This is a genomic window from Spiroplasma endosymbiont of Thecophora atra (genome assembly GCF_964019735.1).
Lineage (GTDB): Bacteria > Bacillota_I > Bacilli_A > Mycoplasmatales > VBWQ01 > Spiroplasma_E > Spiroplasma_E ixodetis_A.
In genome coordinates, this window is sequence record NZ_OZ026464.1 from 46,047 (window position 1) to 60,711 (window position 14,665).

General features: G+C 27.2%; 19 protein-coding genes. 18 read left to right on the forward strand and 1 reads right to left on the reverse strand.

What is annotated here, in order from left to right; translation table 4 throughout:
- Positions 1-2 precede the first annotated feature (2 nt).
- The 14 genes from AACL05_RS00220 to AACL05_RS00285 all read left to right on the forward strand — a co-directional run bounded on the left by AACL05_RS00220 (position 3) and on the right by AACL05_RS00285 (position 9,468).
- A complete protein-coding gene (locus AACL05_RS00220) occupies positions 3-1,100 on the forward strand; it encodes a hypothetical protein (RefSeq protein ID WP_338961629.1) in 1,098 nt (365 codons plus the stop codon).
- Between the two features lie 213 nt (positions 1,101-1,313).
- On the forward strand, positions 1,314-1,463 hold the full coding sequence (rpmG, locus tag AACL05_RS00225; protein ID WP_174481441.1) for a 50S ribosomal protein L33: 150 nt from the start codon (positions 1,314-1,316) through the stop codon (positions 1,461-1,463).
- 11 nt (positions 1,464-1,474) lie between these two features.
- Complete coding sequence (gene secE / locus AACL05_RS00230) at positions 1,475-1,906, forward strand: preprotein translocase subunit SecE (RefSeq protein WP_174481440.1); 432 nt, start codon at positions 1,475-1,477, stop codon at positions 1,904-1,906.
- Between the two features lie 19 nt (positions 1,907-1,925).
- Complete coding sequence (nusG, locus tag AACL05_RS00235) at positions 1,926-2,558, forward strand: transcription termination/antitermination protein NusG (protein WP_174481439.1); 633 nt, start codon at positions 1,926-1,928, stop codon at positions 2,556-2,558.
- A 178-nt stretch (positions 2,559-2,736) separates the two neighbouring features.
- Complete coding sequence (rplK, locus tag AACL05_RS00240; RefSeq protein ID WP_338961633.1) at positions 2,737-3,183, forward strand: 50S ribosomal protein L11; 447 nt, start codon at positions 2,737-2,739, stop codon at positions 3,181-3,183.
- Between the two features lies 1 nt (position 3,184).
- Entirely contained in the window at positions 3,185-3,865 is a 681-nt protein-coding gene (rplA, locus tag AACL05_RS00245) for a 50S ribosomal protein L1 (RefSeq protein ID WP_338961635.1), read from the forward strand.
- A gap of 178 nt (positions 3,866-4,043) precedes the next feature.
- Positions 4,044-4,424 (forward strand): hypothetical protein, encoded by a 381-nt coding sequence (locus AACL05_RS00250; RefSeq protein WP_338961637.1) that lies wholly within the window; start codon positions 4,044-4,046, stop codon positions 4,422-4,424.
- Positions 4,425-4,443: 19 nt separating this feature from the next.
- The gene (locus AACL05_RS00255; protein ID WP_338961639.1) at positions 4,444-4,809 is read left to right on the forward strand and encodes a hypothetical protein; all 366 of its coding nucleotides are present in this window, start codon (positions 4,444-4,446) and stop codon (positions 4,807-4,809) included.
- Positions 4,810-4,948: 139 nt separating this feature from the next.
- Complete coding sequence (locus AACL05_RS00260; RefSeq protein ID WP_338986037.1) at positions 4,949-5,944, forward strand: alkaline phosphatase; 996 nt, start codon at positions 4,949-4,951, stop codon at positions 5,942-5,944.
- A complete protein-coding gene (locus AACL05_RS00265) occupies positions 5,944-6,180 on the forward strand; it encodes a hypothetical protein (RefSeq protein ID WP_338986038.1) in 237 nt (78 codons plus the stop codon). Before AACL05_RS00260 ends, AACL05_RS00265 begins: the two co-directional genes overlap by 1 nt.
- Positions 6,181-6,191: 11 nt before the next feature.
- The gene (locus tag AACL05_RS00270; RefSeq protein ID WP_338986040.1) at positions 6,192-6,641 is read left to right on the forward strand and encodes a hypothetical protein; all 450 of its coding nucleotides are present in this window, start codon (positions 6,192-6,194) and stop codon (positions 6,639-6,641) included.
- A 45-nt stretch (positions 6,642-6,686) separates the two neighbouring features.
- The gene (locus tag AACL05_RS00275) at positions 6,687-7,082 is read left to right on the forward strand and encodes a hypothetical protein (protein ID WP_338986041.1); all 396 of its coding nucleotides are present in this window, start codon (positions 6,687-6,689) and stop codon (positions 7,080-7,082) included.
- A 250-nt stretch (positions 7,083-7,332) separates the two neighbouring features.
- Complete coding sequence (locus tag AACL05_RS00280) at positions 7,333-7,665, forward strand: hypothetical protein (protein ID WP_338961647.1); 333 nt, start codon at positions 7,333-7,335, stop codon at positions 7,663-7,665.
- Between the two features lie 219 nt (positions 7,666-7,884).
- Entirely contained in the window at positions 7,885-9,468 is a 1,584-nt protein-coding gene (locus tag AACL05_RS00285; RefSeq protein ID WP_338986043.1) for an MATE family efflux transporter, read from the forward strand.
- A 183-nt stretch (positions 9,469-9,651) separates the two neighbouring features.
- On the opposite strand, the gene AACL05_RS00290 is transcribed toward AACL05_RS00285, so the two are convergent.
- The gene (locus AACL05_RS00290; RefSeq protein WP_174481356.1) at positions 9,652-9,933 is read right to left on the reverse strand and encodes an HU family DNA-binding protein; all 282 of its coding nucleotides are present in this window, start codon (positions 9,931-9,933) and stop codon (positions 9,652-9,654) included.
- A gap of 254 nt (positions 9,934-10,187) precedes the next feature.
- Here AACL05_RS00290 and AACL05_RS00295 point away from each other — a divergent pair, with 254 nt between their 5' ends.
- The 4 genes from AACL05_RS00295 to fusA all read left to right on the forward strand — a co-directional run bounded on the left by AACL05_RS00295 (position 10,188) and on the right by fusA (position 14,605).
- Complete coding sequence (locus AACL05_RS00295) at positions 10,188-11,396, forward strand: hypothetical protein (protein WP_338986045.1); 1,209 nt, start codon at positions 10,188-10,190, stop codon at positions 11,394-11,396.
- A gap of 189 nt (positions 11,397-11,585) precedes the next feature.
- Positions 11,586-12,005 carry a 30S ribosomal protein S12 gene (gene rpsL / locus AACL05_RS00300; RefSeq protein ID WP_252320120.1) on the forward strand — a complete coding sequence of 140 codons (420 nt, stop codon included), beginning with the start codon at positions 11,586-11,588 and terminating at the stop codon, positions 12,003-12,005.
- A gap of 14 nt (positions 12,006-12,019) precedes the next feature.
- Entirely contained in the window at positions 12,020-12,487 is a 468-nt protein-coding gene (rpsG, locus tag AACL05_RS00305; RefSeq protein ID WP_174481359.1) for a 30S ribosomal protein S7, read from the forward strand.
- 15 nt (positions 12,488-12,502) lie between these two features.
- On the forward strand, positions 12,503-14,605 hold the full coding sequence (gene fusA / locus AACL05_RS00310) for an elongation factor G (RefSeq protein WP_338961653.1): 2,103 nt from the start codon (positions 12,503-12,505) through the stop codon (positions 14,603-14,605).
- The last annotated feature ends 60 nt before the right edge of the window (positions 14,606-14,665 follow it).

Consider the following 14,665-nt stretch of genomic DNA (forward strand, 5'->3'; position numbering starts at 1 on the left):
AAATGAAAATAAATAAAGAAGAAACATGAAAAGAAGTACAAAAAGCGTTGAATAATCTTCATGGTCCAGTTAGAGCAGGAGCATTAAGTGCACAAAATTGAAGTAATACGACAACAAGAGTTCTACTAACAATAGCAGGACTTAAGTCTGTTACTAGGTATAGTAATATTGAAAAACGTTACCAATTAATTAAAAGTGGAGTAGCTGATATATTATATGCTGCATTTGGTGGTTGAGTTATTTGACAAGCGTATAATTTAAATGAAACTGGTGGTAGTACAACTACCGAGCCAAATTTACCCACTTTTCCTACTTTACCACCAAATAATGAAAGACTTTATTCTGAAATTGCTGAACAATTAACAGAAGATGCTGTAAGTAATGAATTAAATCCAGAAATGATTTCTATTGCATTAAATAAATTATTTACTGGTACAAATGGATTAGTTAAAGTGCTTAGTGGAATATCAGGTTTTGATTTATATAAAATTCAAAAAGTAACAAAAACTATTGAATACTTAAAATCACTTACTACTTTTGCAACTGCAGGCATTAATTTTACAAATGGTAATATTGTGGGAGGAAATTTAATGTCAATTTCAGCAATGATGGATGTTAGTCATACATATTTTTCTACAATGAGTAAATCTAATACTTCAAATAGTAAAGAGGAAATTATTATTAAAATTATTAATGAAAGAAAAGAACACATTACAAAAAGTTTTTCTTTATATAAAGGTATTTTGAGTAATAAAGATTTAAAGGAAATATATGAGTATTTAGAAAAAAATAATTGAGATAAGTTTGAAATGAGACATTCAGATAAAACAATTCCTAGTTTTGTTAAACTCGGAAAAATAAAAGATTGAAGACCAACATTAACAATGTTTAAAGAATGAATAGATAATTATACTCCCGAAAATAAAAAGGTAGAATTAGTAACAGAGATTGAAGATAATAGTCAACAGGAAAGAATAAAGTTAAAAATTCCTGATTATGAGTTTGAGCCGGAATTTGTTACAAATGCAAATAATGATATGTCAGAAGTTATTATAGAACCCAATGAAAGACAACCACTTTTAGGAAGTATTAATAGTTAATTAAAATTATTTTTTATATTATAATGTTTTTTTAAAAAAACATTATTTTTTATTTATTATTTTATTTTTTCTTGTACAATTATTTTAGAAATGATGAATTTTAAAGAAAGATTAAAAATTTAACTTTGTTTTTAAAATAAAAATATTTTAAAATTGACACTTATTTTAAATAATAATATAATTAAAAATGGTTAAATTTTCTAGGTGAATTTAATGAACGAAAAAATAATTTTAATTTGTACTGTGTGTTTAAATCGTAATTATCATACATACAAAAATAAGATTAAATATAAAGAGCGTATGGAACTAAAAAAATATTGTGAACATTGTCAAAAACATACTTTACATAAGGAATCACGTTAGGAGAAATTTTCATGAGTGCAGAAGACAAATCAAAAGAAAAACCAAAAATTAATCCTGAAAAATTGGCTCTTTTAAAAAGTAAATTTAATATTTTACGTAAAATTAAACCTTTAAGAACAAAAAGAACTTCTGAAGGAAAACCAAGTTTTGATCCACGAACAGCCGATAAAAATAAAAAGGTTAATATTAGCGAAATTTGAGAAAAAGAACGTAAAAATCGTACGCCTGAAGAACGTTTTTATTATAAAAAAGAAGCGAGAACTTATCATAAATATTTTTTCTTATACTTATCAAGAGAAATTAGAAGAACTCGTTGAACACCAAGAAAACAATTAAATAATAAATTTATTACAACAGTATTATTTATTGCTGTCTTAGCACTATTCTTTTATGGAATTGAGCAGTTATTACTATTTGTATTACCTTTATTAAAAATAATGTAAAAAATGGAGATGCCAAAAAATGAGCGAAAGAATAAAAAAAGAAACCCCTTTAGTGAAAACTACATCATTAGAAGAAACACATAAACATCGAATTGAGCAAGCACAATGATATATTGTTAATTGTAACAAAGGTCATGAAGATAAAGTTGCTGCTGATTTGAAAAATAAAATTGAAAAAAAATTAAATTTAAAAGATAATATTTTTCAAGTTAGGGTTGTTAAAGAAGCAATACCAGATAAAGATAAAAAAATAACTGAAAAAAATATTTTTCCTGGTTATATTTTTGTTCATATGATTTTAACCGAAGATACTTGATATGATATTCGTAATACAACAGGGATTAATGGTTTTATTGGTTCTAGTGGTAAAGGTGTACCACCGACTCCACTTTCTACTAAAGAAGTTAATGAAATGTTATATCGTAATTCTAAAAATTCATCACAACCTAAAGTTAAAGAGACAAAAAAAATTATTCGTGATTTTGAGTTAAATGATTTTGTTCATATTACTTCTGGTGCTTTACAAGGCCGAGAAGGACAAGTTATTAAATTAGATGAAGATAAGGGTGTTGCAACAGTTTCTGTTGATATGTTTGGTCGTCAAACCGAAATTAAAGTAGAATATGATAGTTGTAAAAAAATTAAAGTTTAGTTTAAATTATTTAATTTTTATGTAAAATAAAATTAAAATATATTTGACTACTAATTATAATGATGTTATTATTTGTAAAGTACTATTTATATATATAAATAGACTTTAATTATGTTTAAACTTGTGGAAGATTTATTCGTTTGGACCACAGTGAGAATCCATTTAGGAGGAGTTGCTCATGGCAGATAAAAAAAATATTAATCGTGAAGGTATTATTCAATTACCAGCTGGTAGTGCCAAACCAGGTGCTAGTTTAGCATCATTCGGTATTGATATGCCACGTTTTTGTAGAGAATTTAACGATAAAACCAAAGATCAAAAAGATGATGTTAATCCAGTTCCAATTCCAGTTTTTATTACAGCATATAAAGATAAAACTTTTGACTTTAAAATAAAAACTGCACCAACAACATTTCTTTTAAAAAGAGTATTGAAACTTGCAAAAGGTTCATCAAATGCTAAATTAACAAAAGTAGGAACACTTACTATTGCTCAAATCACAGAAATTGCTCAAATTAAATTACCTGATTTAAATGCTTATTCTTTAGAAGATGCAATTAAAATTGTTGCAGGAACAGCCAAGAATATGGGTATTACTGTTGAAGATGGAAAGCAAGGTGTTTAATATGAATAGAAGTAAAAGATATCTTGCAGTTGCAAAATTAGTTGATAACACTAAAGTTTATCCAATTGATCGTGCTTTAGAATTAGTTAAACAAACTTCATCATTAAAATTTGATGCAACAGTTGAAGCAGCATTTCGTTTAAATGTTGATCCAAGACATGCTGATCAAATGTTACGTGGTTCTATTGTTTTACCAGCAGGGACCGGAAAAACACAACGTGTTTTAGTAATAACTACTACTAAACAAAAAGAGGCAATGGAAAGTCAAGCTGATTTTGTTGGTGGTAAGGAAATGATTGAAAAAATTCAAAAAGGTTGATTTGATTTTGATGTTATTATTGCAACACTCGAAATGATGGGTGAATTAGGAAAAATTGGTAGAGTATTAGGACCAAAAGGGTTAATGCCTACAGCAAAACTAGGAACAGTAACAATGGATGTTCAAAAAGCAATAGCTGATATTCGTAAAGGTAAAGTTGAATATCGTGTTGATAAACAAGGTAATATTCATGTTATTCTTGGTAAAGTATCATTTGCACAAGAAGGGTTAAAAGATAATTATTTAGCAATTCTTAACACTTTAAGAAAAGTTAAACCCGCAGCGGTTAAGGGTGCTTATATTAAAAATATAAGTATTACTACAGCAATGGGCCCTGGTATTAAAGTATTAATTGAAGAATAATATAATAATATAGAAAAAATCATTAGTAAAAGTACTAATGATTTTTTTATGTTTTTATTCATAATTTTTTTAATATTTAAAAAAATTTTACGCTATAATTTATTTATTGTGATAATACCAATTAATACATTATTTTGGTAAAACAATAAAATAATTAGGTAGTAAAGGAGAAACCTTAATGAAAAATCTTATAAATCTTTTTAAGAAACAAAATTGAGGAATAAAAATTGGCTTTGCCTCACTGGTAATTAGTTTGCTCTGTTTAGCATTAGGACTAATTTTAATTGCAACAGCCAATTTTAAAGCCCCAAGTGGAGGTGTTTCACAATATGCCGGAAATGGCTTTCATGTTATTTCTGTATGAGGACTTGATAGTTTTTTAAGCAAAGCTGGCTATGATCAAATGTGAACAGATGCTACTAGTGATAAACTTTTAACTTATCCTCTTGCGCAAGTAGTTGTCGGAATTGTATTTACAGTAATTTTAACTGCTATCTTTTTTGGTGTTAGTGTTTTATCTTTAATATTTGGTTATTTTAAACGTTGATTATATTCTTAGTGTTTAGTAAGTGTTAAATATGGATAAAAATGTAGAATATAAAAAAGTTACATCTTGGGATTGAAAGCAAAAACTAGGATTATTCTTATGTATTTTAACTTTGCTTTTTCTAATAATTAGTTTAATACTATTTGGAACATCTATTTTTAATGATCACTATAATAATTTTCTTGGTAACGGTTTTTGAAGTTTAAAACACTATGGTATTATTAATTTGTTTTATAATTGAGATCAACTAGATATAGAAGCGGCTAAAAATACTTATGTTTCTCATCCTTTTGAACAAGTTTATTTTGCAATTATTTTTTTAATCATTATTGTACCAATATGTTTTGTTCTTGGAGTTAGTTTATTAGTTAGAGGATGATGAAAGTCAAGGATTTAATATATAATTACTTCATAAATTTATTTATAGTAAAATTTAATAATCATTATTTCATTAAAAAGGGTGTATTATGATGTTTAATTCTAAAAAAATAATTGTTTTTTTACTAATAAATATTGTGTGAGTAGTAGTTTGGATTATGATAACTATTAGTTACGATAGTTATCGCGATCCAATTTTAAATTATGTACCACATAGTAACGATTATTTAACAAATGAACCAACTAATCAATTGGTTCCTAAAGCAAAAAAACCTAAACATGTAGTTATGGTGGGTATTGACGGTATGGCCAGTTATGCATTAAAAAGTGGTTATAGTCCAAATATGAACTATTTAATGCATCATGGTGCATATACATTGGAAGCACGTGATGTTTTACCAACTTCTTCTGCTGCAAATTGAGCAAGTGTTATGTTTGCTACAGATCCTATTAAGCATGGTGTTGTTGATCAAGATTTGTGAAATATTCATCATACTGTTCATGCTGAAGTAAAAGCTGATCAAGTAAGTATTTTTAGTTCTATTATTGATAAGTATGGTCCTTCAAAAAATTTATTTGGTTATGCTAGTGAAGGTGAAATGATTGCTAATTTTCAGCCCAAAGGGCAAGAAAATATAAAAACTTTAATTAGTAATAATGGTAATTATTGTGCAACAGAAAATGATAAACAAACTTTTGAAAATACGAAAAATGTATTAATTAATAAACCTTTATTTTCATTTTTTTATTATGTTAATCCTGATTTAGCAGGTCATTCACGTGAATGAAATAGTGAAGAATATTATCAAGCAATTAGTCAGACTGATAAATATATTGGAGATATTATTGAAAATTTAAAAGATTTAGAAATGTGAGAAGATATCTTATTAATTATTAGTTCTGATCATGGAGGTGTTTCACAATATCATGGTCATTCTTCTGATGCTGAACAAAAAATTCCTTTGCTTTTTGCAGGAAATTGTATTCCAAAATACGGAATTATTCCAGATAAAATTAAAATTTATGATATTCCAGCTACTATTGCTTGATTATTAGATATTAATTCACGACCAATAATTTGAGATGGTCAGCCAATTTTAACACCTTTTTTTGATATGACAAATATGTATGATCATAGTGAGGAGTTTAAGTAATGGATATTATCAATTTTAAACAAATTAACTTTCGAAATAATGGCATTAGATTACTTATTGTGCTTGCTACTATTTTTATTGTTTGAAATAATGTACAAAATGTTACTTTAAATATTGGTGGTAGTTTATATGCTTTTAATGCTTATTTTTGCTCACCAATGTTATTTGTTATATTGATATCATTTGGTTTTTTAAGTGCCAATAATAATTTAGTTGAAAAGAGTATAGTAAATTAATACTAGCTATTATGATTTTATCTTTAATTACAAGTTTTATGTATTTAGATTTTTTTGCTTTTAAAGAAGGATATGTAACAACAGGTTATATGATAGGATTATGATTTAAATTATTATTTTTTGATTATGGTAAATGAATGATATGAATTATTATTGGTGGTAGCGCATTAGTAAAAGTTGTTACTAACCATTTTTCTTTAAGTAATAAAAGTTGAAATATTGTTAAAATAATAACTTTAGTTATTACTAGTATTTTTTTAATAATAGTTTTAATATTTAGTATTAACTTGCAACTTACTAGTAAGTTATATTGATATGATAACTTTAATTGAGATTTATTTTATGTATCATTTCGTGAGGGTGGATTTTTACAACTGATACCTGGGTTATTAGCTTTTTTAGTTGGTCTTAATTTTCAGTGATGAATAAATTGAGAAAAGATAAAAGATAATGTGGTTTAGTCATTACTTAGTTTTTCTTTATTTATTGTTATTATTAGTTGTCGAATGATATTTTATTTTCCTTTAATTTATTGAGATATTATGGAAATTTTGCAAGCTTTATTTTTATTTATTCCTTTTATTATGTTAAATATTAATTATAATAAAATTTTAGCCTTTTTATTTCATGGTACTACTTTTATTTTATTTTTCCATATTGCTTTTAATAAAGTAATTAGTGTTGAATTTATGACAGGTTTATTATTGCGCTTAATATTTGGATTAAATGTTGCTAGAAGAGCAGTGGAATTTGTAAATAATAATTTTTTTGTTACTATAATTTACTCATTTGTTAAGATGTTAATTTTAATTTTCTTTTGTGCTTTTTTATCAAGACAGTATGTAAAACTATTTAAATTTAAAGTATTTGCTATAGAAAAAAAGAAAGCAATTATTCATTAAATTATTATAATTAATCTTTTTCTCTTATAATAAAATAATTATTATCTTTTAATTATTAACGATTTTCCTCATTTTATAATCAACCATCTTTATTTGAAAAAATAAGTTAGCAGTTGGTTTTACTGTTAATTATTTTAGTGATGAAGAAGGAAAAGTAGCAGCAGATGATGAAGAACAGGTTGCTGGTGATATTTGAGTTAAAATTACAGCAGATGTTAATGATCCTTATTGAACAGGAACAACAGCCATTTTGAAAGTAACTTTAACAGATAAGCGTTCTGATTTAAATACAATTAATGATTTATCAGGAATGGATCCAATTATTGTTAATCCTAATTTAACATATCAACAAATTAATAAGAATGTTATTAATACTTCTAATCAATTAAAGAGCGATCCTTTAACTGGTAATTTCACAATTCAATATTTTAGTGATAAATTTGCTAAACATGTAATTAATAACTATTATCAACAAGTTGGTATGGTTTATGTTATTATTACTCCTGATTTTCATACAGGAACTAAGTGAAAAACTAATAAAATACCAATTGTTTTTTCAATTGAAAGTAATGATAGTTTTTAAATAAAAATAAATTAAAGAGATTATTTTTAAATATTTATTTATTATTAGGTTATAATGTAATTATATTTTTTATAAAAATTTATATTTTAATTTTTTTCTTCTAACATTTTTTAAAATACTAAACATGTTTTTTATTTGTGACAGCAATAGATATTTTAGCTATGAGCTTTTATAAAATATAATATTAATTAGATTAATTTTGTTAGAAAGGATAATATTATGGAAAAAGAAAATCTTGCTAAAGTTACTCTCAATAAACGAACAGAAAGAAATTCAATAAACAAGTTGAAAAGACAAGCTATTTTTAGCACGGCAAATCCATGAAAAGCAATCTTTATTATGGTCACACCACCTTTAATTGCTGTAATTATTTTTTCTACTTATCAAATTTTTGATAAATGAATTGCTACACAATGAGGTGGACAAAGTATTATTGATCGTTATAATAATTATCAAAATTCAGGAATAATGATAACTGCTGAACAAGCATTAAAAATTATTAATATTGCTACTACTTATGCTGCTGTTCCTTCTTCAATGATGGTTTCCTTTGCCTTAATGGTTGCAACTGGAACAGGTATTAAGTTTTCGATTGCATATGGTCAAAATAAACGAGAACAAATGTCAGAATATTTAGGAAATGGATTTTTATTATCTTTTTTAGTTTCTATTGTTCTTATGATCATTATGTATTTTAGTTGTCAGAGTATTATTGAATTTCAAGCTGGAAGTGATGTTGGAAGTAATCCAATAATTAGGGAAATAATAATTAAAGAAGCAGTTAGATTTTCGCAAATTTTAATTCTTGCTACACCATTACTTTTTTTTGCTTATTTTTTAGTTTCATTATTACGTAGTGAAGGAATGATGTTATGAACAATTTTAATTAATGTTGCGGCTTGTTTAGTAAATATATCTTTAGATTTTATTTTTGTTATTCCTGGTAAATTAGGAATGGAAGGCACTGCATATGCAACTATTATTGCTTGAGCAAGCATTAATTTATTTTCAATAGGTATTATTTGATATAGTGCCTATAATTTAAGATTTAAAGTAGCACACTTAAAACTTAAATGAGTAATAGTAACGGGCATTTTATTAATTGGTGCAACTTCTTTATTACAAAATATTGCCCAAAGTATTTTGGCAATGGTTACTACTAAAATTTTAAATACATTACCACCTCCAGACTATCATGGTGGGGGAAGTACTGGTATTCCGGTTTTTGTTCAATTATATGGTGGTATTATGCCTTGGTTAATTTTAATTAATGCACCTATTATTGGAATTACGCAGGGAGCAAGAGCATTAATTGGCTATGTTTATGGTTCAAAGGACTTTAGTCGTGTTTGACAATTGATGTGACGTTTAACTTTATTACTTTTATTGTTGCTAATTGCTTCAGTATTATTAGTAGTAATAGCGGGGCAATATATGATGCATTTCTTTGGCGTAGATTTAGAAATGGCAAGATTCTTTAAAGTTTATATTATTATGCAGTTTGCTTTTTATCCATTAGCTACACTACATTATGTTGCTGTTATTTTCTATCAATCAATTAATCGTGGTAAATTGTCATTATTTGCTAGTTTACAACGAACAATTATAATGCCAATTATTTGTTTAGGTTTAGGATATTATGTTGCACATGTTTCTCATAATGGTTTTTATTTTTATTTATTTCTTGGCTTTATTGATTTATTTGCTGTTTTTATATTATTACCATTATTAATTTATACATTTTGAAAATCTAAACCATTTATTCATACAACTAAAGATAAAAAAAGCAAATATCTAATTTAACAGAAAAAAAAGTAGTTAATAAAAATATATCTTAATATTAATATATGAAGAAAGTAAAAAATACTCATTTAAAACAGAGTATTTTTTAATTATTTAAGATTAAAAAAGGTTGTTAATTTTACAAATTAAAAGGAATGAATATACAATCTATATTTGATTGAAGTCATTTCTAAAATAAAATATTTATTTACCTTCATTAACTCTCTTTTTTAATGCTTTACAAGAATTAAATTTAACTACTCGCTTTCTAGGAATAGCCATCGGTTCTGAATTTTGTGGATTTACTCCCGGTCGAGCTTTGCGGTATTTAATAGTAAAAGTTCCAAAGTTACGTAGTGTTACTTTTTCTCCTTTAATTAAAGCAGTAGCAATTTTATCTAAGATAAATTCTAACACTTCTTTGTATTCTTTTTCTGATAATTCTAATTTTTTTTGTACAGCTCGTGCTATCTGACTTTTTTGCATAAAATTTTCAACCCTTTCTTCACCAATTACCATAAGTATGCTATAAAAACATGCTTTAAATGATACTTATTATTATATAACATTTTTTAAAAAAACCTTATTTAATGAAAATTAAAGACTAGTAAAAAAATAAGATTTGAATATATAAATTTATATGTTAATTAACATGTGCAAAGCAAAAAATCTTTACATTCATTTTCTTGTATGTTAAAATTCAAAAAATAAGTAAATAACTATTTCGGAGGTACTAAGATATGCAAATGAAAAATTTATTAAGACTTATGGGTGCATTAGCCCTAACAACAGTAGCTACTACTTCAGTTGTAGCTTGTGGTGATCAAACTGTAGTTAATTTAGATACAGTATTAAAAAAGAAAGAATTAGATCCAATTTCAGTTGTTGATATTACTAAACCAACTGAGAAAGAACTTAAAGAAGCTATTAAAGCAGTTCCAGAAAATAAAAACATTGATTTAAATGGTATTACAGTTAAAGTTAATACTCCTGAAAAAGAGGGAGATCCAATTACTAGTGCAGTAGTTACTCCTGATGGTAAAATTTATAATGGTGATTCAATAACTATTACATTTACATTAGCACATAAAAAGACAGATGTTGAAGTTACAACTGATATTAAAGCAGCTTTAGAAAAAGGTGTTGATGGTAAATCATTAAATGATTCACAAAAACAAAGTGATGCTAAAGATATTATTACAGCAGCAATTAAAAAAGTTACTGATGAAGATAAAGCTAGTGAAGCAACATTTACTTTTGATAAAGAAGATACAGATTTAACTGTAGGAGATATTACAGTTAATATTAAAGTTACACTTGGGCAATCAAAAGATGTTGCAGTTGCTGTTAAATTAACTGGTGTAACAGCACATAAAAAGACAGATATTGAAGTTACAACTGATATTAAAGCAGCTTTAGAAAAAGGTGTTGATGGTAAATCATTAAATGATTCACAAAAACAAAGTGATGCTAAAGATATTATTACAGCAGCAATTAAAAAAGTTACTGATGAAGATAAAGCTAGTGAAGCAACATTTACTTTTGATAAAGAAGATACAGATTTAACTGTAGGAGATAATACAGTTAATATTAAAGTTACACTTGGGCAATCAAAAGATGTTGCAGTTGCTGTTAAATTAACTGGTGTAACAGCACATAAAAAGACAGATATTGAAGTTACAACTGATATTAAAGCAGCTTTAGAAAAAGGTGTTGATGGTAAATCATTAAATGATTCACAAAAACAAAGTGATGCTAAAGATATTATTACAGCAGCAATTAAAAAAGTTACTGATGAAGATAAAGCTAGTGAAGCAACATTTACTTTTGATAAAGAAGATACAGATTTAACTGTAGGAGATAATACAGTTAATATTAAAGTTACACTTGGGCAATCAAAAGATGTTGCAGTTGCTGTTAAATTAACTGGTGTAACAGCACACGAATAAGAAATATAATATTTTATTATAATTAAAATGACACAATTTAAATTGTGTCATTTTTTTCTAATTATTTTTCAAAATTTATTTGACTATTACTATTAAAAACTGGTATTATACTTATTGGACTAAATTTTGATACACTAGGAATTGTGTATATAATTAATTCTTTAAAATCATAAAGGAGGCTAACGATTAATGCCAACAATGAACCAACTATTACGTAAAGGACGTACAGATAAAAAATACAAATCTAAATCACCAGCGTTAAATGTTTCATATAATTCATTAACAAAAACAACTTCTTCAATTAGCAGTCCGCAAAAAAAAGGTGTAGCGCTTGTAGTTACTACAAGAACACCAAAAAAACCTAACTCAGCTTTAAGAAAAATTGTTCGTGCTCGTTTAACTAACGGTATGGAAGTTACTGCTTATATTTCTGGAGAAGGTCATAATTTGCAAGAACATGCTATTGTTGGAATCCGTGGTGGGAGAGTTAAAGATTTACCTGGAGTTAGATACCATGTTATTCGTGGGTATTCTGATACTGCCGGAGTAGTAAATCGTAATCAAGGTCGTTCTAAATACGGAACTAAAAAACCAAAAGATAAGAAATAAGGAGGTAAAACTAAATGCGTAAAAATCAAGCTATTAAAAGAGAATTAGTTGCTGATCCAATTTATGATTCAAAAATTGTTACTCAATTAATTAACGCCATTATGATTGATGGTAAAAAAAGTGTAGCTCAAAAAATTGTTTATAATTCTTTTAAAATTGTTGGAGAAAAAACCCAACAAGTACCATTAGAAGTATTTGAAAAGGCAATTGCTAATATTACACCACAATTAGAAATTAAAACTCGAAGAATTGGTGGTGCAAACTATCAAGTTCCTATTGAAGTTAGTGCTACTCGTAAGATAACTTTAGCAATTCGTTGATTAGTTTCTTATTCACAAGCAAGATATGGTAATAGTATGCAAGATAAACTTGCAGCTGAGATTATGGATGCTGCTACTGGTAATGGTTCATCAATTAAAAAACGTGATGAAATTCATCGTATGGCTGAAGCTAATAAAGCCTTTGCTCACTATAAATGATAATAAAGGAGAGAGAAAATGGCAGAAAAATCAGGTCGAGAATATTCACTAGCAAATACTAGAAATATTGGAATTATGGCTCATATTGATGCTGGTAAAACTACAACAACAGAAAGAGTTTTATATCATACTGGTAAAATTCATAAAATTGGTGAGGTACATGAAGGTGCCGCAACTATGGACTGAATGGAACAAGAACAAGAACGTGGTATTACTATTACTTCAGCTGCAACAACTGCTGTTTGAAGAAATAATCGAATAAATATTATTGATACTCCGGGTCACGTTGATTTTACTGTTGAAGTTGAACGCTCATTAAGAGTTTTAGACGGAGCAGTTGCTGTATTAGACGCGCAAACTGGAGTTGAACCACAAACCGAAACTGTTTGAAATCAAGCAACTAGGTATAATGTACCAAGAATTGTTTTTGCAAATAAAATGGATAAAATTGGGGCTGACTTTGCTCATTCAATTCAAACATTAAAAGATCGTCTTGGTGCTAATGCTCATGCAATTCAATGACCAATTGGTGCAGAAGATGCTTTTGATGGAATTATTGATATAATTGAGATGAAAGCATACCATTTTGATGGTAAACCAAATGAGGATTATAAAGAAATTGCAATTCCTGAAGAACTTAAAGATGTTATTGCAAGTAGACGTGAGGAATTATTAGAAGCACTTTCTCACTTTGATGATGATTTCTTTATGAAATATGCTGAAGGAGAAGTAACTGTTGCTGAAATTAAGACAGTAATTCGTAAAGCAACAATTGCTGCTGAGTTTTTCCCAGTATTATGTGGTAGTGCCTTTAAAAATAAAGGTGTTAAATTAATGTTAGATGCAGTTATTGATTACTTGCCTTCACCATTAGATGTACCTGCAATTAAAGGAATATTACCTGTTTCATTAAAAGAAGTAGAACGTTATTCTAGTGATGAAGAACCTTTCTCAGCGTTAGCATTTAAGATCATGACTGACCCTTTTGTTGGAAGATTAACTTTTTTTAGAGTATATTCGGGAACATTAGAATCTGGTAGTTATGTATTAAACTCAACTAAAGAAAAAAAAGAGCGTGTTGGTCGAATTTTACAAATGCATGCCAATAGTCGTGCCGAAATTAAAAAGGTTTATGCTGGTGACATTGCTGCTATTGTTGGTTTAAAAGATACAACTACTGGTGATACATTATGTGATGAAAAACATGAAGTTATTTTAGAAAAAATGGTATTTCCAGAACCAGTTATTTCATTAGCGCTTGAACCTAAAACAAAAGCTGATCAAGAAAAAATGAGTTTAGGTTTACAAAAACTTGCAGAAGAAGATCCAACATTCCGTGTTTCATCAGATAAAGAAACAGGACAGACAATTATTTCAGGAATGGGAGAACTGCATTTAGACATCTTAACTGATCGTTTAAAACGTGAATTTAAAGTAGCAACTAACATTGGAAATCCACAAGTTGCTTATCGTGAAACAATTAAAGCAGTTTGTGAACGCGCTGAGGGTAAATATATTCATCAATCAGGTGGTCGCGGCCAATATGGACATGTTATTATTAAATTTGAACCAAATCCAGATAAAGGATTCGAGTTTGTTGATAAAATTGTTGGTGGTAAAGTGCCACGTGAATACATTAAACCAGTACAAGAAGGATTAATTGAATCATTAGCTAATGGTTTAATTGCAGGATATCCAGTTATTGACGTTAAAGCAACATTATATGATGGTTCATTCCACCCTGTTGACTCTTCAGAACGTGCCTTTAATATTGCAGCTTCTAAATCTTTACAAGATAATAAAGATTTATTAAAACCAGTATTATTAGAACCAATTATGAATGTTGAAGTTATTATTCCAGATGAATATTATGGTTCTATTGTTGGTAAAATTTCTGGTAAAAGAGGTACTATCGAAGCAGATGAAATGCGTGGTAATAGTAAAGTTGTTAAAGCTAAAGTGCCTTTATCTGAAATGTTTGGTTATGCTACTGAATTACGTTCAATGACCCAAGGACGCGGAACATATACAATGTCTTTTTCACACTATGAAGAAGCACCAAAATCAGTTGCTGAAGCAGTTGCTGGTAAATATCAAAAAGGAAGAATTACTAAAAAATAAAATAATTTAATTGAAAGTATAATAACTTTACTTTAAAATTATCTTAGTGTTTAATTTAAT